21 protein-coding genes and 2 tRNA genes are annotated in these 21837 nt (G+C 63.5%); 12 read left to right on the top strand and 11 right to left on the bottom strand.

All coding sequences use genetic code 11. The features are described from left to right. Positions 1–44 precede the first annotated feature (44 nt). The 7 genes from BLU17_RS07785 (at position 45) to BLU17_RS07755 (ending at position 8340) form a co-directional block, all read left to right on the top strand. A complete protein-coding gene (locus BLU17_RS07785; protein WP_245746763.1) occupies positions 45–1076 on the top strand; it encodes a hypothetical protein in 1032 nt (343 codons plus the stop codon). Then, on the top strand, positions 1073–2470 hold the full coding sequence (gene dnaB, locus BLU17_RS07780; protein ID WP_091996153.1) for a replicative DNA helicase: 1398 nt from the start codon (positions 1073–1075) through the stop codon (positions 2468–2470). Before BLU17_RS07785 ends, dnaB begins: the two co-directional genes overlap by 4 nt. 54 nt (positions 2471–2524) lie before the next feature. Continuing rightward, positions 2525–3013 (top strand): hypothetical protein, encoded by a 489-nt coding sequence (locus BLU17_RS07775; protein ID WP_091996152.1) that lies wholly within the window; start codon positions 2525–2527, stop codon positions 3011–3013. Continuing rightward, positions 3010–3918: a hypothetical protein gene (locus tag BLU17_RS07770; protein WP_091996151.1), complete on the top strand. Its 909-nt coding sequence runs from the start codon at positions 3010–3012 to the stop codon at positions 3916–3918. Before BLU17_RS07775 ends, BLU17_RS07770 begins: the two co-directional genes overlap by 4 nt. Positions 3919–3920: 2 nt before the next feature. Further along, the gene (locus tag BLU17_RS07765) at positions 3921–5147 is read left to right on the top strand and encodes a hypothetical protein (protein ID WP_091996150.1); all 1227 of its coding nucleotides are present in this window, start codon (positions 3921–3923) and stop codon (positions 5145–5147) included. Then, positions 5144–7771, top strand: coding sequence for a glucosaminidase domain-containing protein (locus BLU17_RS07760; RefSeq protein WP_091996149.1), 2628 nt, complete (start codon positions 5144–5146; stop codon positions 7769–7771). The genes BLU17_RS07765 and BLU17_RS07760 overlap by 4 nt, the downstream gene beginning before the upstream one ends. 299 nt (positions 7772–8070) lie before the next feature. Further along, positions 8071–8340, top strand: coding sequence for a hypothetical protein (locus BLU17_RS07755; protein ID WP_143189193.1), 270 nt, complete (start codon positions 8071–8073; stop codon positions 8338–8340). 44 nt (positions 8341–8384) lie between these two features. Here the strand turns inward: BLU17_RS07755 and BLU17_RS07750 are convergent, their stop codons facing one another. The 3 genes from BLU17_RS07750 to hemN all read right to left on the bottom strand — a co-directional run bounded on the left by BLU17_RS07750 (position 8385) and on the right by hemN (position 11375). Beyond that, entirely contained in the window at positions 8385–9605 is a 1221-nt protein-coding gene (locus BLU17_RS07750) for a tyrosine-type recombinase/integrase (protein WP_091996147.1), read from the bottom strand. 206 nt (positions 9606–9811) lie between these two features. Then, a tRNA-Leu gene (locus BLU17_RS07745) sits at positions 9812–9896 on the bottom strand. A 93-nt stretch (positions 9897–9989) separates the two neighbouring features. Then, positions 9990–11375 (bottom strand): oxygen-independent coproporphyrinogen III oxidase, encoded by a 1386-nt coding sequence (hemN, locus tag BLU17_RS07740; RefSeq protein WP_091996146.1) that lies wholly within the window; start codon positions 11373–11375, stop codon positions 9990–9992. 256 nt (positions 11376–11631) lie between these two features. Between hemN and BLU17_RS07735 the strand changes: the two genes are divergently transcribed. Beyond that, positions 11632–11919 (top strand): YkgJ family cysteine cluster protein, encoded by a 288-nt coding sequence (locus BLU17_RS07735; RefSeq protein WP_091996145.1) that lies wholly within the window; start codon positions 11632–11634, stop codon positions 11917–11919. 125 nt (positions 11920–12044) lie between these two features. On the opposite strand, the gene BLU17_RS07730 is transcribed toward BLU17_RS07735, so the two are convergent. Then, entirely contained in the window at positions 12045–13295 is a 1251-nt protein-coding gene (locus tag BLU17_RS07730) for an acyltransferase family protein (RefSeq protein WP_091996144.1), read from the bottom strand. 218 nt (positions 13296–13513) lie between these two features. Here BLU17_RS07730 and BLU17_RS07725 point away from each other — a divergent pair, with 218 nt between their 5' ends. After that, positions 13514–14101, top strand: coding sequence for a DUF1439 domain-containing protein (locus BLU17_RS07725; RefSeq protein ID WP_091996143.1), 588 nt, complete (start codon positions 13514–13516; stop codon positions 14099–14101). Positions 14102–14199: 98 nt separating this feature from the next. Next, positions 14200–15054 carry an undecaprenyl-diphosphate phosphatase gene (locus BLU17_RS07720; protein ID WP_091996142.1) on the top strand — a complete coding sequence of 285 codons (855 nt, stop codon included), beginning with the start codon at positions 14200–14202 and terminating at the stop codon, positions 15052–15054. 58 nt (positions 15055–15112) lie between these two features. On the opposite strand, the gene trmB is transcribed toward BLU17_RS07720, so the two are convergent. The 5 genes from trmB to BLU17_RS07695 form a co-directional block, all read right to left on the bottom strand. After that, positions 15113–15895 carry a tRNA (guanosine(46)-N7)-methyltransferase TrmB gene (gene trmB / locus BLU17_RS07715; RefSeq protein WP_091996141.1) on the bottom strand — a complete coding sequence of 261 codons (783 nt, stop codon included), beginning with the start codon at positions 15893–15895 and terminating at the stop codon, positions 15113–15115. Positions 15896–16244: 349 nt separating this feature from the next. After that, positions 16245–16454, bottom strand: a complete 210-nt coding sequence (locus tag BLU17_RS07710; RefSeq protein WP_143189191.1) for a hypothetical protein — start codon at positions 16452–16454, stop codon at positions 16245–16247. A 248-nt stretch (positions 16455–16702) separates the two neighbouring features. Continuing rightward, positions 16703–16777, bottom strand: a tRNA-Gly gene (locus BLU17_RS07705). A 113-nt stretch (positions 16778–16890) separates the two neighbouring features. Continuing rightward, complete coding sequence (locus tag BLU17_RS07700) at positions 16891–17454, bottom strand: YggT family protein (protein ID WP_091996139.1); 564 nt, start codon at positions 17452–17454, stop codon at positions 16891–16893. Between the two features lie 114 nt (positions 17455–17568). Then, positions 17569–17889, bottom strand: coding sequence for an EthD family reductase (locus tag BLU17_RS07695; RefSeq protein WP_091996138.1), 321 nt, complete (start codon positions 17887–17889; stop codon positions 17569–17571). A 624-nt stretch (positions 17890–18513) separates the two neighbouring features. On the opposite strand from BLU17_RS07695, the gene BLU17_RS33045 reads away from it, so the two are divergent. Further along, a complete protein-coding gene (locus tag BLU17_RS33045; protein WP_176928964.1) occupies positions 18514–18675 on the top strand; it encodes a hypothetical protein in 162 nt (53 codons plus the stop codon). Positions 18676–19090: 415 nt separating this feature from the next. Further along, a complete protein-coding gene (locus BLU17_RS07685) occupies positions 19091–19384 on the top strand; it encodes a hypothetical protein (protein WP_091996136.1) in 294 nt (97 codons plus the stop codon). A 123-nt stretch (positions 19385–19507) separates the two neighbouring features. Here the strand turns inward: BLU17_RS07685 and BLU17_RS07680 are convergent, their stop codons facing one another. Both BLU17_RS07680 and BLU17_RS07675 read right to left on the bottom strand, forming a co-directional pair. Continuing rightward, entirely contained in the window at positions 19508–20179 is a 672-nt protein-coding gene (locus BLU17_RS07680; RefSeq protein WP_091996135.1) for a LysE family translocator, read from the bottom strand. A 78-nt stretch (positions 20180–20257) separates the two neighbouring features. Then, complete coding sequence (locus BLU17_RS07675; protein ID WP_091996134.1) at positions 20258–21730, bottom strand: NAD-dependent succinate-semialdehyde dehydrogenase; 1473 nt, start codon at positions 21728–21730, stop codon at positions 20258–20260. Between the last annotated feature and the right edge of the window lie 107 nt (positions 21731–21837).

The following is a 21837-nucleotide window of genomic DNA, read 5'->3' as shown; positions in this document are numbered from 1 at the left end:
GCTGGACCGCTGCCAGCCGCATGGCTTGCTCACGGGGTGGTGATATGAGCGCGAAAACCATGGCGGCCACGCCTGAAGCGCCCGCACTGACGAAGGCGCGCTATCGAAAAATCGAGGTGCGCATGTGGGGCGACGAGAAATTCCGCGCGCTGTCTCCCATTCAACCGTCTGCGCAGGCTCTCTGGATCTTCCTGCTCACTGGCCCGCACACAGGCCCGATTCCCGGGCTTTTCCGGTCGGGCCGGGCGGCAATGGCGGAAGAACTCAGCTGGGATCTGGAAGCCTTCGAGGAAGCCTTCCGGGAAGCCTTTCAGCAAGGGATGGTGAAAGCCGACTGGAAAGCGAAAGTCGTGTGGATTCCCAACGCCATCAAGTGCAATCGGCCCGAGTCCCCGAACGTCATCCGCTCGTGGGCAAGCGAGTGGGTGCTGATCCCTGAGTGCGACCTCAAACGAGAGGCCTATGAATCGCTGCGAGCCAATATCCACGGGCTTGGAGAGGCTTACGGAAAGGCTTTCGATGAGGCTTTTGGGAAGCCTTCCGGGAAGGCTTCCGCAAAGCCTAGCGGGAAGACATGCGGGAATCAGGAACAGGAACAGGAGCAGGAGCAGGAGCAGGAGAAAAGCATGGCGGCTAACGCCGCTGTCGACAACGGCGCTGGCGCGCCTTCCGTCGACCTGCTTGGAGCAGCGATCGGAAAGATCGAGCCAGAAGCAGGAGGCGCGGGCGTTACACAACTTCTTTGCCCAGCGGATCGCCTCATTCGCGCCTATCACGAGCTGATGCCAGACAACCCACGAGTCAAGGTGCTGAATGACGCCAGGCGACGGAGCATTACCGCCCGGTGGCGTGAGGCGGCGCGGCTCAGTTGCAAGCCGTTCGGCTATAGCACGGTCGCTGATGGTGTCGCGGCGTGGCGCGCATTCTTCGAGGTCTGCGCACAGTCCGAATTCCTGACGGGTAAGTCGAAGCCACAGCCTGGCAAGCCACCGTTCGTCGCCGACATCGACTTCCTGATGTCGCCTACGGGCTTCTCGAAGTGCCTTGAGAACAAATATCACAGGGACGCAGCATGAACGCACCTCACGAACTTGATGACCTCGGCGTGCGCGTGCCGCCAGCCGCGATCGAGATGGAGCAATCCGTGTTGGGCGCGCTGCTGCTCGATAACGACGCCATCGACCGCCTCGGCGATTTGCGAGCGGAGCATTTCTATCGCTACGAGCATCGCCTCATCTTCGAAACGATTCAGAAAATGGTGATGGCCGCGCGCTCGGCCGACGTGATGACGGTCTTCGAGTGGATGCAGTCGGCCGGGACGCTCGATCGCGCCGGCGGCTTGCCGTACCTGAACGCGCTGGCGGGCAACGTGCCGGGCTCCGCGAACATCGCGCGCTACGCGCAGATCGTCGTGGACCGATGGAAGCTGCGTGGCGTGCTGGCGGCGCTCGATGAGGTGGGCGCGATGGTCCACAACCGCAACGGCCGGGAAGTCGACGAGATCATCGCCGAGGCGCAGACGCGGCTCGAATCGCTCGCCGACGCTGCTGTGCAGGCGCCGCAATTGGCGGCGGCCAGCCTCGCCGAACTCGTCACAGAACTGGACGCCCAGTTTCACGGCGAGCCCTCTCGCGCGACGATCGTTCAGACCGGATTCACGGACGTTGACCAGAAGCTTGATGGCGGGATGCGCGGTGGTGATCTGGTTGTTGTTGCGGGGCGCCCATCAATGGGCAAGACGGCGTTCTCGATGGGAATTGCCGACCACGTCGCCGGGCACGTCGGCCCGACGCTGGTGTTTTCGATGGAGATGCCGACCACGCAGCTCAACATGCGGCTGCTGGCTCGCGCCGGAAACCTGCCGATCGCGAAGCTGAAGGACGGATCGAAGATGGTGGACGGGGACTGGCCGCATCTGACACGGGCAGTCGAGCACATGACGGACTTGCCGCAGTACGTTGACGAGTCCGGCAGCGTCTCGCTTCCCGACATCGTTAGCCGTGCCCGCGCGCTGAAGCGCCGGGAAGGCCTCTCGCTGATCGTCGTCGACTACCTGGGCCTCGTGAAGCTCGGCAAGGAAGAGCGCCACGACCTACAGATCGCCGCGGTGACTCGCGGGCTCAAGGAGCTGGCGAAGCAGCTCGACGTGCCGGTGGTGCTGCTGTGTCAGTTGAGTCGCGGCGTTGAAAACCGGCCGAACAAGCGCCCCCAGATGTCCGACCTGCGCGACTCCGGGGCGATCGAACAGGACGCCGACGTGATCCTTTTCCTCTACCGGGACGAGGTCTACAACCCGGACACGGCGGACAAGGGAGTCGCGGAGGTGATCTTTGCCAAACAGCGAAACGGCTCGCTCGGAAAAGTGGGGCTGGCATTTTTCGGCGACCGCGCGAAGTTTGCGGATCTCGATGCGGGACGTCTGTTCGGCGGGCATGAGCCGAAGCCCGCAAGGGCGCGCGGCTTCGACTAGCGGCGGATGAGTAGGAAGGTGGGCTTTGAATTGCCAATCGAAAGAGGACTGGAAATGACCGAGAAAATTCTTGATAGAGGTGGGGCCGACGAGTCCGCGTTGGCTCCGAGCGGAGGAGTCCGGCGCGAAAAAATCGAGGCGCTTGAGCGCGAAATCCAGAAACTGCCACAGGTGGACTGCCCCGTATGGCATTACTTCGCCCCAGGCCTTTACGCGCGCAAGATGCTCATTCGGAAGGGGACTGCGCTCACTGGCGCCGTGCATAAGACAGAACACCTGTGCCTCATTTCGGGCGACATCACGGTGACGACGGACGAGGGCGTGAAGCGAATTACCGATGCACATGCTGTTCTATCGTCGAAGCCAGGCGCAAAGCGCGCAGGCTACGCATACGAGGACACATATTGGACGACTGTGCACGCAACCTGTGAAACGGATCTGGACAGGCTCGTATCTGAGCTGACCGAATCACAGAGTTCCGAACTGCTGGGTGGAATCGACAACTTGCAGGCGATTAATAACCGGTTGGAGGGCAAATCATGAGCTTCGGAATTACAGCAGCTGTTGTCGGTGGCGTCGGCTCGATCGTCGGTGGCGTTATCGGTGGTAATGCATCCAAGAGCGCGGCAGAGACGCAGGCGAATGCAGCGAACTATGCCGCCGACCTGCAAAAGCAGGCGATCGACCAGGAGCGGCAGGATCTCCAGCCGTTCACGAATCTGGGCACGTCGTCGATCAATCCATTGTTGAGCGCGCTTGGTTACAACGTCACGCAGAACGACGACGGAACCTATACGTTCAACGGCACGAACGCATCGAATCCGCTTCAGCAGACATTCAATTACGCCGGTTTCACGGCTCCGACGGCCGCTGAAGCCGCCGCCACGCCCGGCTATCAGTTCACGCTTCAGAATGGCCTCAAGGCGGCGCAAAACAGCGCATCGGCGCGCGGGCTCGGCTCGTCGGGAGCGGCACTGAAGGGTGCATCGGCGTACGCGACTGGCCTCGCGGATAGCACCTACAACGACGTCTACAACCGCGATCTCTCGACCTATACGACAAACCGCAATAACGCGGCGAACAATTTCGCGACGAACTACAGCTCGGCCTCGGACAACGCGAACCGGCTGCTCGGGCTCGTGAACCTCGGCCAGAACTCGGCGGCGATGCAGGGTGCCACGGGCGTGTCTGGATCGAATAGCGTCGCGAATACACTCACGTCGGGCGCTGCGGCGCAAGCTGCCGGCACGGTGGGTAGCGCGAACGCCATTACGGGCGGCCTTTCGTCTGCGCTGAACGGCGGCACAAATGCGCTGCTGCTCAACAGTCTGCTGGGTAAGGGGGCGACCGCGACCGACGCGTGGGGTAGCTCGTATGGCGCGGTCAATGCCAACAATCCGAGCGGTTACAACATCGGCAGCAACCAATACGGCTTCACTGCGGGGTAACCATGGCACTCGATCCTTCGATCTCACTTCAGACGCAGCCGGTTCAGATCCAGAACCCGCTCACGCAATATGCCAACGTTGCGGCAATCCAGAATGCGCAGCAGCAGAACGCGCTGACCGGCCTTGCCATTCAGAAGGCACAGCGCGATCAGTCTCAGGCCGATGTGCTCAACTCTGCATTCAAGGCACCGGGTGCTGTGAATGCAGATGGTTCGCTCAATTCGAACGGCATCCTGACGAATGTCGCGAATGCAGGCGCGGGCTCGGCCATTCCTGCGCTCTCGAAGCAGCTAACCGAAGCCACGACCGCACAGCTCGCACAGCAGAAGGCCCGTATAGAAGGCGCAACCACACAGCTCAATGCGGTCGGCCAAGTGCTGAATGGCGTGCACGATCAGGCATCGTGGGACGCCGCGCGCGTTTGGGCGCACACCAATCTCGGGGCCTCGTCGCTCGACAATGCGCCGGCCGAATACAACCCTGGCCTCGTCGAGCAGGCGAAGAACCAGGCGCTCACCGCACAGCAGGCGCTCGACCAGCACAACAAACAGCTCGATTATGAGCTTCAGACTCGCAATGCCGACGAGACGCAGCGCCACAATCTGGCGACTGAGCAAACCGGAGCGGGGCAATTGGCAGTCGCGCGGGACAACGCGGCGACGAACCGCGGCACGCTGGCGGTCGCGCAGCAGAACGCCAACCGCCAGCAGCAGACCGCGACGCAGGCGAACCAGCAACAGCAAGCCGTATTGCAAGGCGGCCTCGCTACTTACGACCAGGCGCTCCACACGCTTGACGGCTTGGAGAAGAGCCCGGGGCTGTCGAAGGCCGTTGGCTTCGCATCCAGCTTTCCGACGTTGGGCGGCACAGACGCGGCTAATTTCGAGGCCCAGCTCGACACGTTCCGGGCGCAGAATTTCCTGCCGATGGTGGCGAATCTGAAAGGCATGGGCGCTCTCTCGGATGCTGAAGGCAAGAAGCTCACGGACGCTGTCGGCGCGCTGAGCACGAAGCAAAGCGAACCTGCGTTCCGTGCGTCGCTGGCCGGAATCAAGGACACCCTGATGCAAGCTCGCGCGCGTCTCGCGGGCCAGCTCGGCACAGTCGCGCCGGGCGTTTCGACGGCACCCGCCAATCCCGTGGGTTCCGCAGTCACGGCTGGTACCGTCAAGCAGGCCGGCGGGAAGTCCTATCGGTTCGATGGCCACGGCTGGACGGAGGTGCAATGATGTCGAACTACGTCACCGATCCCTCGATTCTTGCGCAGCTCAATGGGGGCGCCGCCGCGCCGGCGAGCACCACTCCGGCTTCGTTCGCGGCGCAGTACGGCGACCTCGCGCAGGCGGTCGGGCAAAAGCTGGGCGTTGACCCGAGCCTGATCCTTGGTCACCTCGGGCTCGAAACCGCCTGGGGCAAATCCGTTGTGCCCGGAACGAACAACCTCGGGAACATCAAGGATTTCTCGGGCAGCGGCGTGGCCGCGCGCGACAACCAGACGGGGTCGACGGACCGCTACCGCACGTATGCCGATCCGCAGGCCTTCGCCGATGACTATGCCGGGCTGCTCGCGCGCAAGTATCCGGGCGTCGTCGGCGCAGGCTCGGATGTCCAAAAGTTTACGAGCGGGCTTTCGGGCTATGCGGAGGACCCGCAGTATGCCTCGAAGGTCGCGGGCGCCACAGCGGCCGTAAAAAGGGCCTCTCCGGGCTTTCTCGCTCGCGTGGGTGATGCGGTTGCTAGTGCCGTCTCGGGGAGCTCGAACGCAGCGGAGCCATCGCGCTACGTCACCGCCCCCGCGTTGCTCGCTCAGCTTAATGGCACGTCCACCAGCCAGACGAGTGCTATGTCTAGCGCCGGAGGTCCGTCTGCGCCGAACTATGTGACCGATCCTGCGTTGCTCGCGGAACTCAATGGCTCGTCGCCGAGCAGTTCGCCGGAGCCGGAGCACACGGCATTGCAGCAGCTTGGCGATGCCGCCAGCGCGTTCGGCCACCATGTGATGGCGCCGCTTCACGGCGGCGCGCAGCTCGTGGAGCATGGCGCGAATGCTGTTGTGCAGGCAGTCGCACCGAACACGGCGTTCGCGCGGTCTGTCCAGGGCACCGTGGCCGCTGACGACGCTGCGCTTGCCAAATGGGAGCGCGATTATCAGCAATCCACGCCGGATAACGCAGGCTCGTACGCGGGCGCGGTCGCCGGTGAAATCGCACCAGTTCTCGTGGCTGGCGGCGCGCGCGCGGTGCAGGCCGGCGCTGATGTGGCTTCGGGACTCGCAGCGCGCCTGGGGCTCACGGGCGCGCCGGCGTCGGTCGCGACGATGGCTGGAAGGGCAGCAGGAAGCGCCGCCGTGGGCGCTGGATACGGCGCCGCTCAACCCGTACTGGGTGACGGCGGGTACTGGGGCGACAAGGGCACCCAAGCTGGCATCGGTGCAGCGGCGGGCGCCGCGGCTCCGGTCGCTGGCGCAGCCGCCCGCCTGGCCGGAAGCTACGCGGGCAATGTGGTCGGCTCGCTGGCGGCTCCCTTCACGGGCGCGGGCCAACGGCAAATTGCGGAGAACACGCTGCTGCGTTTTGCTCGAGGTGGGCCAACTGCGGTAAATGGCGCGCAGATCGTCCCCGGCTCGGAGCCGACCCTTGCGGAAGCAACGGCTAATCCGGGCATCGCGACACTGCAGCGCACGGTGCGCGATCTCGAGCCAAATCCCTTTGTCGCGCGGGAACAGCAGAATGCGGCCGCACGAACGGAGGCGCTTGCCGACGTCACTGGCACCGCAGGGGATCTGGAGGCAGCGCGCGCCGCGCGCTCCGCCGATGCCTCCGACAACTACCTTGCAACGAACGTAGGCATCCCCACGTCGGACACAGCCTACGCCGCGCTGAAGCAGTACCCGGCATTCCAGAAGGCGATGAAGGATGCCACGCAGATGGCGAAGAACGCCGGCGTGCGGTCCATCGAGACGGACGTGCCGCGTAACCAGTCTATGGGTGGCGCCGTCGGTCAGTTGCCGCCGGAAACGTATGTGTCCGGGCGCGGCCTCCAGTGGATCAAGCAGTCGCTCGACGACCAGATTAATTCCCAGCTTCGCGCCGGCAACAGCAGCATGGCGCGCAACATCCTCGGCGCGAAGGAGCAACTGCTTGGCCTGATGGACAACAACATCGAGGGCTACGCGGCCGCGCGACAGCAGTACGCGCAACAGTCCGGCTCGATCGATGCGGTGCAATATTTGCAGGGGCTCAACCTGACAGATGCGGCCGGGAACGTCACGCTCGCCAAGGTGCAGAACGCGCTGCGCGGATTGCAGAAGCAGCAGGCGCAGGCCGGCGTCAATGCAGCCAAGTCGGTAACACCGGCGCAGATCGGCGTTCTGACGCAGATACGTGACGACCTGCTGCGCGCGTCGAACGTCGGGCTCGGTCGCTCGGCCAGCGGGACCAGCACCGCGCAGAATCTCGCCTTTCAGAACATTCTGTCGTCGATGCTTCCCGGGCGTGTGGGAGCTGCGGTCGGGAGCATTGGCCCATCGGGCCTCGGCTCAGCAGTGGGAGGCGCGCTCGGATTCGGAGTCGGCGGCTTGCCTGGCGCCGCGGTCGGTGCTTCGGCGGGAGGCTTCATCGGCCGCGCGGCTGGCGGTCTGCTACGAGGCCAGAACGACGCCATCCAGAACCAGTTGATGGGCCTGTTACTCGACCCGGCTGCCGGGGGCGCGGCTCTCAACGGTGTGACTGGTCCGACGCAGCAGACGATTCGCAATGCGCTTGTGAACCGGCTCTTGCCATACGGGGTGCCATCCATCACTGGCGCGGCGACGGCTGCGGTTACGCGACCACCCCTGCGCGAAGCCAACTAGGAAGTTGACGGCTACGCAGCCCGCCAAGCCCAGCAATACCTTGTGCAGCAAATCGCCCATTGAAAATCTCCAGGAGGGGAGACCGGCAATCACCAGCCGGTCGCCCAGATTGCAGATGCGCTCAATTGATGCTGTGATGTCGATAGGGAGCCGCAATGAATCGCGGACAAGCACCGCTGGCGACTACTACGCGCGTGCGCGCGCGAGTTCCACGAACCTTCCGCCCGAAAAGGAGGCGTCGCGTGTCGGACCACAGCACTGAAGAATTCGAACGGACATTGACATCGCCCCAACTTCACATGAAACAACTTGCCCCGACACCGGCCACGAAAGTTGACTGGTTCCGCGTGCTGACGGACATATGCCGCGACGGCTACTCGCTTTACGAGCTCGCCCGAGATACCACCATCCCGCGCAGTTCCCTCAATGCCTACAAGAACGGTGCCGAGCCCGCGCACGCCATCGGCATGTGCATCCTCGCTCACTGGTCGATCAAGACTGGCAAGCCCGGCCACGACGCTCCGATCACGAGACGCATGCCTTCGCATATCGTGCGCCACTCGACGTAGCCAAGAGTTTTCTTACACCTACGCGCGCGCACGCGCGTGAGACTCTACGCGCCGCCTGCCGCCGTAAGAGGGATGACCTGCGCCCCCGCCTTGATGCGGTCGAGGTAGTCGGCCCACTTCTGCATCATCGCGCGCCGTTCCTTGATGAATTTCGTGCGGTTGTACGCGCCGCCTAGGTTGTCCGCGACGGTGTGCGCGAGCTGGTGCTCGATGACTTCCGGCTTTTGCTCCAGCTCTTCGTGGAGGATCGTGCGCGCCATTGCTCGGAAGCCGTGTCCGGTGATCTCCGTCCGGGTGTCATAGCCAAGCCGGCGCAGCGCGGCATTGACCGTCGCCTCGCTCATCGGGCGCTTGCGATCGCGCACGCCAGGGAAGACATAGCGGCCCGCGCCCGTCAACGCGTGCAACTCGCGCAGGATGGCGACGGCTTGGGCGGCGAGCGGCACCAGATGCTCCGTCTTCGTCTTGCTGACGTGGTAGCGCCATTCTCCCTTGTCCAGATCGAACTCCGTCCATTCGGCCCGCCGCAGCTCGCCGGGGCGGACGAACAGCATGGGCGCCAGCCTGAGGGCGCACAGCACCGGAAACGTCCCGGTGAAGCCATCGAACGCGCGCAGCATTTCGCCCACCTTCGCCGGCTCGGTGATCGAGGCGAAGTGCGTCGTCTGTGCTGGCGGAATCGCGCCTTGCAGGTCGCGCGCCGGATCAGTCTTGCAAAAACCTTCCTTGATCCCGTAGCGGAACACACGGCTGATCTCTCCGCGCAGGCGGTGGGCTGTGAAGCGCGCGCCGCGGCTGTCCACGCGCTTAAGCGCGTCGAGGATCTCGGGGGCGTCAATCTCCGCGATAGGCCGCTTGCCGAGCCATGGGAAGGCATCGTTCTTGAAGCGCGCCAGCGTCTTGTCGTACTGTGCCGGCTCGACGTAGGGGCGTCGCTCGTCCATCCATGCGAGGGCGACGGCTTCGAACGAGTTGGCAGCCGCCAGCTTTGCCGCACGCTTGTCTGCCTTCTTCGCTTCGCCCGGGTCCGTGCCGGCCGCCAGCTTCTCGCGCGCGGCGTCGCGGCGCTTGCGCGCTTCGACCAGTGAGACTTCGGGATAGGTGCCGAGCGCGAGGCTCTTCTCCTTGCCGCTGATCCTGTACTTGAGCACCCAGCGTTTGCCGCCAGCGGGCGTGACGAGAAGGAACAGACCGCCAGCATCGAACAGCTTTTGCTGTTTCTCCGCGGGCTTGGTGTTGCGGATCGCAAGGTCGGTGAGAGCCATGGAGTGCTCCGGCAGCATTCGCGGGGGTGTTTTCGGGGGTCTTTTTCACCACCGATTTGTCCGAATGCTGGACAACCCCCGGAAGAACCCCCGCTTGGGGGTTGTTGGCGCTGGTGAAAGCTGGGAGTAGTTTGCAACAAAAAACCCCGCGAGACTAGGTCTGGCGGGGTTCTTTGGGGGAACGTTGTGAACGTTCGGATATTCTTTGGTGCCTCGGGCCGGAATCGAACCGGCACTCCTTTCGGAACCGGATTTTGAGTCCGGCGCGTCTACCAATTTCACCACCGAGGCGTACATCATTGCCCAAACGCCAGTAAGCGAACGTTCGGAGTAGCCGCAAATTATGACGTAAATTGCCTGCCGAGGCAACCACGCACCGGCCGGTCAGATCGTTCGCGAAAAGCGCTCCGCCTGCTGCGCGCCAAGGTAGCGGTCGAAGACCATCGCGATGTTGCGCACCAACATGCGCCCGGCCGGCAGCACTTCGAGCCGGTCGGTGCTGCGTGCCACGAGCCCGTCGCGTTCGAATTCGCGCAGACGTTCGAGTTCGGCGGCAAAGGCTGCCGGGAAGCGCACGCCGTAGGCCGCTTCGAACTCGTCGTAGCGCAGTTCCAGATTGCACATGAGTTCCGTGATGATGTCGCGGCGCAGGCGGTCGTCGGCGGTGAGCCGCACGCCTTTCGTGATGGCCAGCTTTCCTGCGCCGATTGCCGTGCCGTAGCCGATCAGGTCTTTGGCGTTTTGCGCATAGACGTCGCCGACCTTGCCGATGGCCGACGCGCCGAAGCCGATCAGGTCGCAATCGGCGCGCGTGCTGTAACCCTGGAAATTGCGGTGCAGCGTGCGTTGCGCCTGGGCGCGCGCGAGTTCGTCGGTGGGCAGCGCGAAATGGTCCATGCCGATGTAGACGTAGCCGGCCTCGGTCAACTGCTCGATTACGAGCTGCAGCAACGCGAGGCGCGTGGCCGGCGTGGGCAGTGCGTCGGCGGCCATCTGACGCTGCATCTTGAACAGATGCGGCATGTGCGCGTAGCCGAATACCGAGATGCGGTCGGGCGCGAGCAGCAGCATCGTTTCGAGGGTCCGGCGAAAGGTTTTGACGTTCTGATGCGGCAGGCCGTAGATCAAATCCACGCTGACCGATTCGAAGCCGTTCGCACGCGCGGCGTTCATGACGTCGACGGTCAACTCGAGCGGCTGGATGCGATTGACCGCCTGCTGCACGACCGGGTCGAAGTCCTGGACGCCGAGGCTCAGCCGGTTGAAGCCGAGCGAGCGCAGATGCGCGATGGTCTGCGCCGTGGCTTCGCGCGGGTCGATCTCGATCGAGTACTCGCCTTCGTCGTCGGGCCGCAGCGCGAAATGGTCGCGCGTGGCGGCCATGAGCGCGCTCATCTCGTCGAGTGAGAGGAAGGTCGGCGTGCCGCCGCCCCAATGCAACTGCGAAACCGGCCGCTTCGTGTCGAACAGCGCGGCCTGCAGCTCCAGTTCGCGGATCATCTGTTCGAGATACGGCTTGGCGCGCGCCCGGTTCTTCGTGATGACCTTGTTGCAGCCGCAATAGAAACAGACGGTGTCGCAAAATGGGATGTGGAAGTACAGCGAGAGGTCGGTTTCGCTTGCGCCCGGATCGGCGGCGGCGCGGCAATAGTCGGCGGGATCGAAGTCGTCGCGGAACTGCAGGGCGGTGGGATAGGACGTGTAGCGCGGGCCGTTGGCGCCGTATTTGGCGAGCAGGTCGGGGCGAAAGAGCAGGTCAGCGTCGCTCATGCAAGGCTCTCGTGGAAAAGCGGCGCCTGGGCAGGCAGCAGCGTCCGGCGCCGCCGTCGGCTGCGCGCAGGTGGCGTGTCCTACAGCGCCAGAAGTACAAAGTGTAAGAGGGCGTCCGAACCCGCGATTGTGTAAAAAGGTCGCATGCGGCGATGGCACAATGCGTCTGGTTCCCCGCGGCGTTCATGGCCGCGCGCGGCGGACATGTTTTTTTAGATTCATCCCGAATTTTCATTCCGAGTGTCAGGAAACCGAAGTGAGCGCCGTTTTTTCATCCGATGTCTCAGCCCCTGCTTGCCGCCCCGGGTGCGGCGCGTGCTGCATCGCGCCGTCCATCACGACCCCCATCCCGGGCATGGCCGATGGAAAGCCCGCGGGCGTGCGATGCGTGCAACTCACCGCCGACAATCGCTGCAAACTGTTCGGTGATCCGCGCCGGCCGGCCGTTTGCGGCAATCTGGTCCCGTCCATCGAAATGTGCGGTGAAAATCGCGGCGCGGCCATCTCGTGGCTAGCGCGGCTTGAAATGCTGACTTCACCTTGACGGCGCAGATTCGAGGCAACTGACAATGACTCCGGCAACGGTTGAAGCAACCAGGCTCGTGGCGACCAGACACGATGCAGGCGACTTTCCGCGCTCGCTTCCGAAACCCGGGTTTCTTCCTCGAATCAAAAAGATTTCTCAGAAGCGCCCTGCCTTATGGTTATTGCCTGGCGAATCCAGCTGGCAACCCTTTCCGTGTATTGCATGGCGGGCTTTTCAATGCAATTAAACGTTGTAAAACTAATCAGGATCAGCACGGGGGTCGTCAATGAAATTGAAGTCCAGTATTCCACGGGGGATAGTAATCTTGCGTTATAGTTGCCAATAATGAAATGGAAAAGCGTAAATAAAACAAGTCCATGCAAAAGATATATGCTGTAAGCCATCTCTCCCAGCATGCGGGAGAGCGGGTTGGTCAGTGTGCCGAACAATGTGGCGCCTCCTGCGATCAAAGCAAAGCCAACGGAGAGGAGAACGAGCGGGATGCGGGAATAAGTTGTCGGGAATAAAATCAGTGCCGAGAATACAACGGCGATCGCGATGAGCGAGGATATTCTTCTTTCGGCAATTTGGCGGAACCAGATTCGGCGAACGAGCAGCGCTACAAGAATTCCGCTAAAAAATGGCGCCACAAATATCGGCAGCGCGTGAATCTTTATAAAGCACAACGTGCCGGCGAATCCAATCGCCAGAATGGGAAACGGCGGTATGGCGCCGATCAAGATCGACAACAAAGGCAGGCAAAGATAGAAAGCCCATTCATAGGCAAGCGTCCATGGCACTCCGGCCAAAATGAGCTTCGTGCTTTCCACTCCGTTTAGATCTGGTTCTCCGAGGACCGTAAATCCTATCCATTTCAATGCATTGATCGCCAATGTGACAGGTGAGTCGATGAGCGCGAATCCCGAAACCGCCGCGACCGATATAAAAAGCAGCGCCATTGCGAACGCGTATAGAGGTGCAAGCCGCAAAAATCGGGAGACATAGAGCCTTATCCAGTCCATCCCTTTTGTTTTTGCGTCAATTATTTTGGTCGCAAACAGAAAGCCGGTAATCATGAAAAACAGGGCTACGCCGGCTCTTCCAATATTGGCGAAGAAGTTCGACGGAGGGGATTCGAACGCGGAAGTCCTGAGGTAAAAATACCATATACAGGAATGGTGTAAGAAAACAAGAAGCGCCAGATATCCTCTCAATCCGTCAATAGTTGCGAATCGCCCTTGCGTATCGGGTGCGCCGAATTGACGAATCAATACTTTGGCTGTAGCCAGTGCGAGAAGCAGGGCTACGATAACCGAAACAGGATTAGTAGGGCTTATCATTTTATCCGGTTCGACCTGTAACAGGAGCTGCAGACGCAGGGCCAAAACCAGCATACCCGCGTTCCCCGGTAAAGAGTCGAGGAGATGAACCGAAGTGTTGGCGAGCGCTCATTGGCCTGTACTTGATCCAGAGGCAGGGGCGGCCGCGCCCCGGGATGTGCGCTGAATCGCGCGCAACATGTCAGCGCCCGCCGGGATGCGCCAGAATGACGGCGGCGCGCAGATATTGGCGCAAACCGCCGACCAGACCCGGCCAAACAAGGAGATTTCGCATGATCCACCACGCAACGCGCGTTTCCCGGCGCGCCTTCCTGCTCGCGGCCTGTGCCGCGACGGGTACGGCCATGTCGCTGGGCGCGTGTGCGACGGGGATATTCCCGTTCATTCCCGACCACTACACGTTTTCGCAGCAGCAGGTGCAGGACGCGGTACAGCGCAAGTTTCCGTATCGCCGCTCGATGCAGCAAATCTTCGACGTCTCGCTCACGAACCCCGTCGTGACGCTGCAGCCCGATCGCAACCGCGTGGCGGTGCGGCTCGACGCGCACCTCGAAAGCCCGCTCATGCAGCAGCCCGTGAGCGGTGCGTTTACGGTCTCGAGCGAGCTTGCCTACGACAGCGCGAGCCGCGCCGTCGTGCTCAGGTCGCCCTCGGTCGACGGCGTCGACATGGCCGGCGGTGCCGCCGCCTATGCGCCCCAGGTGGGGGCGGTCGCGGCGCTCGCCGCCACCCAGTTGCTCGACAACTATCCCGTCTATACCTTCAAGCCGGATCAACTGCAATTTGCCGGCGTCAATTACGAACCCGGTACAATCACCATCCTTACAAACGGCATACGCGTGCAGATCGTCGAGAAGTAAGCGGACAAAACGCTGGCGCGCGCGGCCGTTGTCGGTCGCGCGGCGCGGCGTGCGCGCCGTTCCGACGCCCGTTCTCGCGAAGAAGAGGAAGAAAAGGGATGGACTGGATTTTGACCTGCAAGGCCTTGATTCTCGGCATCGTCGAGGGGCTCACGGAGTTTCTGCCGGTGTCGAGCACGGGGCATCTGATCGTTGTCGGCAGCGTGCTCGATTTCGAGGGCGAATATGCGAAGACTTTCGACGTCGTGATCCAGTTGGGCGCGATTCTCGCGGTGTGCTGGGAGTTTCGGCGCAAGATCGGCGACGTCGTCGTGGGCCTGCCCAGCCGGCCCGATGCGCGGCGCTTCGCGCTGAACGTGATCGTCGCCACGATCCCGGCGGTCGTGCTTGGCCTGATGTTCGAGAAAGCCATCAAGTCGGTCTTGTTCGCGCCGGTGCCGGTGGCATTGGCGCTGGTCGGCGGCGGGCTAGTCATCCTTTGGGTCGAAAGCCGCATGCGCGGCCCAAAAGGGCTACCGGTCGCAGCGCAGCACAGCGCGCGCGTGAAGTCGCTCGACGAGATCACGCTGCTCGATGCGTTCAAAGTCGGTTGCGCGCAGTGTTTCGCGCTGATTCCGGGCATGTCGCGGTCGGGCTCGACCATCATCGGCGCGATGCTGTTCGGCCTCGAACGGCGCGTCGCGACCGAATTCTCGTTTTTTCTTGCGATTCCGGTGATCTTCGGTGCGACGGTCTATGAACTGCACAAGAACTGGCAGGCGCTCTCGGTGGACTGGCTGGGGTTGTTCGGCGTCGGGTTCGTCGCCGCGTTCGTGAGTGCGTTCGCGTGCGTGCGCTGGTTGCTGCGCTTCGTCGCTTCGCACGATTTCACGGCCTTCGCCTGGTACCGCATCGCTTTCGGCCTCGTGATCCTGCTGTTCGGCTATGGCGGCGGGCTCGGCTGGGACGATTAAAAGCACGACGGGCGCCGTACGACATCGCGGCGCCCGTGTTTCATTGCGACCGGCGGTTTCAGTCCGCGCGGCGGCGGAACACCAGATCCCAGACGCCGTGGCCAAGCCGCAGGCCGCGTCGCTCGAACTTCGTCACCGGACGGTAGTCGGGGCGCGGCGCATAGTCGGCGGCCGTATTTTCGAGCGCGGGTTCCGCGCCGAGCACTTCCAGCATCTGTTCGGCGTAGTTCTGCCAGTCGGTCGCGCAATGGAGATAGGCGCCCGGCTTCATGCGCGAGACGAGCTGTGCCACGAACTTCGGCTGAATCAGGCGGCGCTTGTGGTGGCGGGCCTTGTGCCACGGGTCGGGGAAGAAGATGTGCACGCCGTCGAGGCTTGCGGGCGCGATCATGTGCTCGAGCACCTCCACCGCGTCGTGCTGGATGATGCGGATGTTCTCCAGCTTCTGCTCGCCGATCAGCTTGAGCAATGCGCCGACGCCCGGCTCGTGGACTTCGACGCCGAGAAAGTCATCTTGCGGCCGCAGCGCGGCAATCTCCGCGGTGCTCGCGCCCATCCCGAAACCGATCTCCAGCACGCGCGGCGCGTGGCGCTCGAACACGGCGTCCCAGTCGGCGGCTTCGGGCGCGTACGGCACGACGAAGCGCGGACCGAGTTCGTCGAGCGCGCGACGCTGGCCGGTCGAGACGCGGCCGGCGCGGGTCACGAAACTGCGGATACGGCGGTGGTGCAGCGCGTCGCCGGCGGGGGCGTCGGAGTGCGCGTTCGTATTGGCGGCGGCGTCCGGTGCGTCGGACGGCGTGCAGTCGGGTCCGACTGTGTCGTTGGGATCGTGAGTCATCTTCGCGGATGGATATGAGAGCGGCGGATTTCGCGGCTGGCGATAACTGGGGCGGGATGCGCCTTTGGCGCAAAGGGGCCTGGCGCGAGATGCGCTGCCTTGGCCGGGCCACTGCGGGCCGCGTGCCATACGGCCGATGTTCCCGCTTGTTGCCGCGTGGTCCCGTTTGTTTCCGCTCGTTTCCGTTTGCCCGAAACGGCTACGGCCTTCGGTCGACGGGGCGGGTGCGGCGCGCTCGAAGCCCAGCGGCTCCGAAGCCGTCGCGCATTATATCAGCGCGGCCCGATGGTTCCGGCGGGGGGCAGGCGGGCCATCGGCTTGCCTTTTTCGTGGCGTTTCACCGGCGCGCTCAATCGGCGGAAATGAAGACCCGAATCCGCGCAGGGTTGTTCAGCTCGAACGTATTCACTCGACCGGCGCGCACGTCGAGCAGCAGTTGCGTGAGATCCGCGGCGGCGGCGTGCATGCGTTCTGCGTCGGCGGGCATGCGCTCTTCGGCGTCGGCGAGGAGGGCGTTGCGCGAGCGCACAATCAAGGTGATCGCGCTGCGCCGGGACATGAAAAATTCTTCCATCGGGGGGACCGGTGCACCGTAGGGCGCACAGCGAGTCGTTAAGCGGCAGTCGTGCCTAATGAGCGAATCGGAGAATTGGTGACCGGCTCACGGCGCGTCGGGGAGGACCCGAGGCGCGCCAGAATGCATTGTGCAACGGAGGAGTTCAGGTCTGCCCGGCAGGTGCCGGCGAGGCGGAGATGGCGTCCTGGGAGGGGCGCTCGACGCCTCGAAGAGAGGTCAGCAAGCCGACGTGGAGCGGGCGATGGGAATCGAACCCACGTCTCCAGCTTGGGAAGCTGGGGTAATAGCCATTATACGACGCCCGCAGAGCGCGCCATTTTACGCGGTTTCAGCCCGGTTGCGCAATGATGTGGCCACAGAAGCGGCGCGCGCCGCGCCGCTGGGTGAGCGGATCGGCGCGAACAGACCCAATCTGCGCTCAAATGCCGAACAACGTGAGCGAAACCGCCGCGCGCGTGACCACCATCAGCAGCACCTGCACGATCACGAAGAGCAGAATCGGCGAGAGGTCGAGTCCGCCCAGGTTCGGCAGGATGCGGCGCAGCGGGTTGAGGAACGGCGCCGTCAACTGGTAGAGCACAGGCATCGCCGCAGAACGCGGATTGAGCCAGGAAAGCAGCGCCATCAGGATGGTCAGCCAGATCAACAGGTTGAGCGCCCATTTCACGAGCGTGAGCAGCGCAACGACCAGAAGCGTCGGCAGAAGGCCAAGCGGATCGACGCCCGCGATCCACACCATCAGCAGCACATAGGCGATGGCCGCGATCAACGCCGCGACCACGCTGGCCCAGTCGATGCCGCGCACGCCGGGAATCACGCGCCGCAGCGGCAAGACGAGCCAGTTGGTGACCTGCTGGATGGCGTGGGTCACGGGGTTGTACGGCGGCACACGCACGAACTGAAGCCAGGCGCGCATCAGCAGGGCCGCGCCGAACAGCGTGAAGACCGTATTGAGCAGAAAGCGGGCGATATCGCCGAACATCGGTGTTGTTTCCTTCGTGTGTTGAGTGGCGGGGCGTTTGGCGTGTGGCGGCCGAACCGGGTTTGTCGAGCGTGGTCCAGGTCCGCTCAGCCAGGTTCAGTCGAGCGGGGCAGGTCAAACGGAAACCTTGACCTCGCTGACCAGAATCGTGCCATTTCCGCCGTCGGTGTAGTTGGGAATGTCGTCGATGAGCGTGCCGGCGTGCGGCTGGAACGCCGCGTAGAACGCGTCCATCGTCTCGAACAGGAAGTGTCCGGCTGCGACGTATGGCGGCGGCGTGCCAGGCGGCCCGGCATTGATGCCGATGTCGACCGACCAGCCCTTGAGCGCGCTGCCGAACAGGTTCGCCGCGAGCGGCATGTGATGCGTGCAGTAGTACCCGGTGTCGAAACGCCCGTTCTCGCGATACGGATAGAGGATGCTGACCTTGATCATTGTGCGTTCTCGTCGGTGAGTCCTGTGGCGCACGTTGCGTATGGTTGCCACATGGGCGCCGTCGCCACATTACCACGGCTTACGCCTTGCCAGGACCCGCAATCGATGCTCCGGCGCGGGGCCAGCGGATGGCGCGGAGCCGTCTCTCTCGCCTCGGCATCGCGAAAGTTGGCTGTTCTCGCGTCAGGTTTTTCCGTGAACCGTTACAGTGAATCCGACAGATTGCGCATGAGGGGATACTGCCGCGATAACGCGTGTTGCGCCGATGCCTCGCGCTGCGCGAAATGTTCGCTTTCGTACCGATGACGTGTCGGCGGTGCGGCTACATATGACGATGTGATGGCCGCGGCATCGCGTCCGGCGCTTGAGAAGCGCGGAACGATATCCGGCACGATTTCTGCTGAAGTCTTTGTGAAGCGTACGGATATGCCATAGCCCGAGCGCAGCATGAGGAAGTCGCAATGAATGGTGCATTACGCATAGGCGGCAAAGGTGCGACTATCTCGCAACACCGCAATTTTTGTCGCGAAATCTGAGCACAATATTTGGCATCGTTTCGGTTTTGTTGCTGCAGTCGTGCAATTGGGTTTGTTCCTGTCGGTAGTCCGATTCGGGGAGTTCACCATGAGCATCTTCGCTTACCGAAAGCATTTGCGGTTTCTTACGCCCGTTCAACGCCGCCGCTGGTGGGATCAGAAGAAGCGTCTTACGCCGCGCGTGCGGATCAGCGGCGCCTATGTGCCGCCGAACGTCACGCGCGAGTTCACTTACGTCAAGGTCGGATAGCGGAGCGTTCGCCGCCCGCCGACGACCGTGCGCGCGCCGTCGGCTGACAGGATGAGGGATGAGATGCCCGGTTCGAGGACCGGGCATCGTCGTTTACGGCCTGACGACCGTAGAACTCGTCCAACCAATTTGTAATCAAACATTACCGGGAAAGTTGCGTCGCGACGCCGTTTTGCCGGTAAGAATGACGGGTTCGGCCTTCTGGCGGCGAATGACCCCATCGTCTGCCGGGTTTGCAGCGTTTTTCCCGCGCAGGCGCGTCTGCCGGGCTTGACGCACGACCGGGAGGCCCCCAGTTGGGATTGCAATTCGAAACAAATGGCTACCAAGGTCGGCCGCCGTTTTCGATACATTAAACAGGTGGGCTGTGCCCGTCATACGCGCGTCGCCATTCGCGGCCGCCAGGAGAAGAGAAGTGAAAAAGACCGTTTCGTTCCTCGTTGCCGCCGCGCTGGGTGTGGGGTTTGTCAGCGCGGCCCAGGCGCATGTGTCGGTGGGCATCGGCATCGGCATTCCGGTGGCTCCCGCTTACCCGGTCTATGCCGCGCCGGTCTACGCACCGCCGCCCCCTCCCGTGGTCTATGCGCCGCCGCCGGTGGTCTACGCGCCGCCGCCCGCCGTTGTCGTCGGGGGCTACTATGGTGGCCGTCCGTACTGGCATCACGGCTACTACCGCGGTTACTACGGCCACGGCTATTACCGCCATTGAGCGTGATGGGCGGTGCGGGCCGCCCTGGCTTTGATTTACCGAACGGCGCAGCGTCGGCTAATGTCGCGTTGCGCTGTTTGTTTTGGGCGCCCGGTTTGGTGATGCCGCCAAGTCGCGCTCGCCTTAGCTCGCCGCGCCCTGCAGGATCAGATCGCGATAGCCGTGCACGATCACGCTGTACGAGAAGTATGCGAACAACAACGCCGAAAGCACGTGGCAGGCGCGCAGCAACCCCGTGCCGGCGCGCTTGCGTCCATGGCTCGCGAGCCCGCAGAGGAAGAGGGTCCAGCCGAGTCCGCCCGCAAAAAATCCCAACAGGAAGCGCGACGCCGCACCGGCGCTCGTTGCTCCCGCCTTCGCGATAAGCGCGCCGCCGACGGCCGCAAACCACAGAATCGCGCTCGGCGACGACAGCGCGAGCAGCACGCCGCGCAGGAAGCTGCGCCACGGCAAGGGCAGCGGCGCAGCACTATCGGCTTCGCCCTCCACGGGTGGCGCCGATGCCGGATTGAGCGCTTCGCGCGCCATCTTCCACGTGAGCATGAGCAGCAGCGCCGAGCCGCCGATCCACACGACCCAGCGCACCGCCGAAAACTGCAGTAGCGCGGCCATGCCCGCGAGCGCGAGCGCCGCATAGACGAGGTCGCCGAAACACGATCCGAGGCCCAGCCAGAAGCCCGCGCGGAAGCCGTGCGTGAGCGTGAGCGAGATGATGGCGACGTTGACGAGACCGATGTCGAGGCACAACGAAAGCGACAGAAAAAAGCCGTCGGAAAGCAGGGAAACGTGAGACATGAAAACGATTTCTTGTTGGTATGGACTGCGTGCCGCAGCCGCCCGCCTGCCAAGAAGCGGGCGCTGCGAGTCAACGGCTCAAACGCCGATGCACAGGTACTTGAGTTCGACGTATTCGTCGATGCCGTACTTCGAGCCCTCGCGCCCGAGGCCCGATTGCTTGACGCCGCCAAACGGGGCGACTTCGTTCGAAATGAGCCCGGTGTTGATGCCGACCATGCCGTATTCGAGCGCTTCGGCCACGCGCCAGACGCGGCCGATATCGCGGCTGTAGAAGTACGAAGCGAGGCCGAACTCGGTATCGTTGGCGAGACCGATCACCTCGGCCTCGTCGCTGAAGCGGAACACGGCGGCGACCGGGCCGAAGGTTTCCTCGCGCGAGATCAGCATCTCGCGCGTGACGTCGGCGAGAACGGTCGGCTCGACGTAGCGCCCAGCGCCGACCTTGCCCCCCGTGACGAGCTTCGCGCCCTTCGAGGTCGCGTCGCCGATGTGTTGCGCGACTTTGGCGACGGCCGCGTCGTCGATCAGCGGCCCCTGGTTCACGCCTTTCTCGAAGCCGTTGCCGACCTTGATCTTGCTCGCGGCCGCGGCGAGCTTTTCGACGAACGCGTCGTGGACCTTGTCGTGCACGTAGAAACGGTTTGTGCAGACGCAGGTCTGGCCCGCGTTGCGGTATTTCGAGATCATCGCGCCTTCGACGGCGGCGTCGAGGTCGGCGTCGTCGAACACGATGAAGGGCGCGTGGCCCCCGAGCTCGAGCGCGATCTTCTTCACCGTGGGCGCGCACTGCTGCATGAGAATGCGGCCCACCGGCGTCGAGCCCGTGAACGAGAGATGGCGCACGACGTCGCTCTCGCACAGGGCCTTGCCGACTTCGATGGAGTTCGCCGAGTCGGCGGTGACCACGTTGAACACGCCCTTGGGCACGCCCGCGCGCTGCGCGAGTTCGGCGAGCGCGAGCGCGCAGAGTGGGGTCTGCTCAGCCGGCTTCACGACGATCGTGCAGCCGGCGGCGATGGCGGGCGCGACCTTGCGCGTGATCATCGCGATCGGGAAATTCCAGGGCGTGATCGATGCGCAGACGCCGATCGGCTGCTTGAGCACGACGAGCTTGCGGTCGTTCGCCGGGCTCCCGAGCACGTCGCCGTTCACGCGCTTGGCCTCTTCCGCGAACCATTCCAGGAACGACGCGCCGTACGTCACTTCGCCGCGCGCTTCGGCGAGCGGCTTGCCTTGCTCGGCGGTCATGATCGCGGCGAGGTCGTCGGCGTGCTCGATCACGAGTTCGAACCAGCGGCGCAGCACGGCCGCCCGCTCCTTTCCCGTCTTCGCGCGCCACGCCGGCAGCGCGGCGTTCGCGGCGGCGATGGCGCGCCGCGCTTCGTCGGCGCCGAAGTCAGGTACCCGCGCGATCTCGGCATTGTCGGCGGGGTCGAGCACGGCGAACGTGGCCGCGCCGCCGCTCCACTCGCCGTCGATGTACGCGCGCGTCTTGAAGAGGGCGGGATCGTTCAGTTGCGTCAGGCGCTCCGATGCGGACAAGCTCATCTTCGAGTCTCCTCAGGTTCACTGGCGTCGCGGCTCATGCCGTGCAAGAGCCGCGACGCGGTAAGCGCGGCGTCGCGAAAAGGCGTCGCGGATGAATCGGCCGGCGC

This window comes from Paraburkholderia lycopersici, assembly GCF_900096975.1.
Lineage (GTDB): Bacteria > Pseudomonadota > Gammaproteobacteria > Burkholderiales > Burkholderiaceae > Paraburkholderia > Paraburkholderia lycopersici.
This window is presented reverse-complemented; position numbering and strand designations above follow the sequence as displayed.

Coding starts and splice junctions, on each gene's coding strand:
- BLU17_RS07785 (WP_245746763.1), top strand. CDS start 45: ATGAGCGCGAAAACCATGGCGGCCACGCCTGAAGCGCCCGCACTGACG.
- dnaB (WP_091996153.1), top strand. CDS start 1,073: ATGAACGCACCTCACGAACTTGATGACCTCGGCGTGCGCGTGCCGCCA.
- BLU17_RS07775 (WP_091996152.1), top strand. CDS start 2,525: ATGACCGAGAAAATTCTTGATAGAGGTGGGGCCGACGAGTCCGCGTTG.
- BLU17_RS07770 (WP_091996151.1), top strand. CDS start 3,010: ATGAGCTTCGGAATTACAGCAGCTGTTGTCGGTGGCGTCGGCTCGATC.
- BLU17_RS07765 (WP_091996150.1), top strand. CDS start 3,921: ATGGCACTCGATCCTTCGATCTCACTTCAGACGCAGCCGGTTCAGATC.
- BLU17_RS07760 (WP_091996149.1), top strand. CDS start 5,144: ATGATGTCGAACTACGTCACCGATCCCTCGATTCTTGCGCAGCTCAAT.
- BLU17_RS07755 (WP_143189193.1), top strand. CDS start 8,071: ATGAAACAACTTGCCCCGACACCGGCCACGAAAGTTGACTGGTTCCGC.
- BLU17_RS07750 (WP_091996147.1), bottom strand. CDS start 9,605: ATGGCTCTCACCGACCTTGCGATCCGCAACACCAAGCCCGCGGAGAAA.
- hemN (WP_091996146.1), bottom strand. CDS start 11,375: ATGAGCGACGCTGACCTGCTCTTTCGCCCCGACCTGCTCGCCAAATAC.
- BLU17_RS07730 (WP_091996144.1), bottom strand. CDS start 13,295: ATGCTGGTTTTGGCCCTGCGTCTGCAGCTCCTGTTACAGGTCGAACCG.
- BLU17_RS07725 (WP_091996143.1), top strand. CDS start 13,514: ATGATCCACCACGCAACGCGCGTTTCCCGGCGCGCCTTCCTGCTCGCG.
- BLU17_RS07720 (WP_091996142.1), top strand. CDS start 14,200: ATGGACTGGATTTTGACCTGCAAGGCCTTGATTCTCGGCATCGTCGAG.
- trmB (WP_091996141.1), bottom strand. CDS start 15,895: ATGACTCACGATCCCAACGACACAGTCGGACCCGACTGCACGCCGTCC.
- BLU17_RS07710 (WP_143189191.1), bottom strand. CDS start 16,454: ATGTCCCGGCGCAGCGCGATCACCTTGATTGTGCGCTCGCGCAACGCC.
- BLU17_RS07700 (WP_091996139.1), bottom strand. CDS start 17,454: ATGTTCGGCGATATCGCCCGCTTTCTGCTCAATACGGTCTTCACGCTG.
- BLU17_RS07695 (WP_091996138.1), bottom strand. CDS start 17,889: ATGATCAAGGTCAGCATCCTCTATCCGTATCGCGAGAACGGGCGTTTC.
- BLU17_RS33045 (WP_176928964.1), top strand. CDS start 18,514: ATGAGCATCTTCGCTTACCGAAAGCATTTGCGGTTTCTTACGCCCGTT.
- BLU17_RS07680 (WP_091996135.1), bottom strand. CDS start 20,179: ATGTCTCACGTTTCCCTGCTTTCCGACGGCTTTTTTCTGTCGCTTTCG.
- BLU17_RS07675 (WP_091996134.1), bottom strand. CDS start 21,730: ATGAGCTTGTCCGCATCGGAGCGCCTGACGCAACTGAACGATCCCGCC.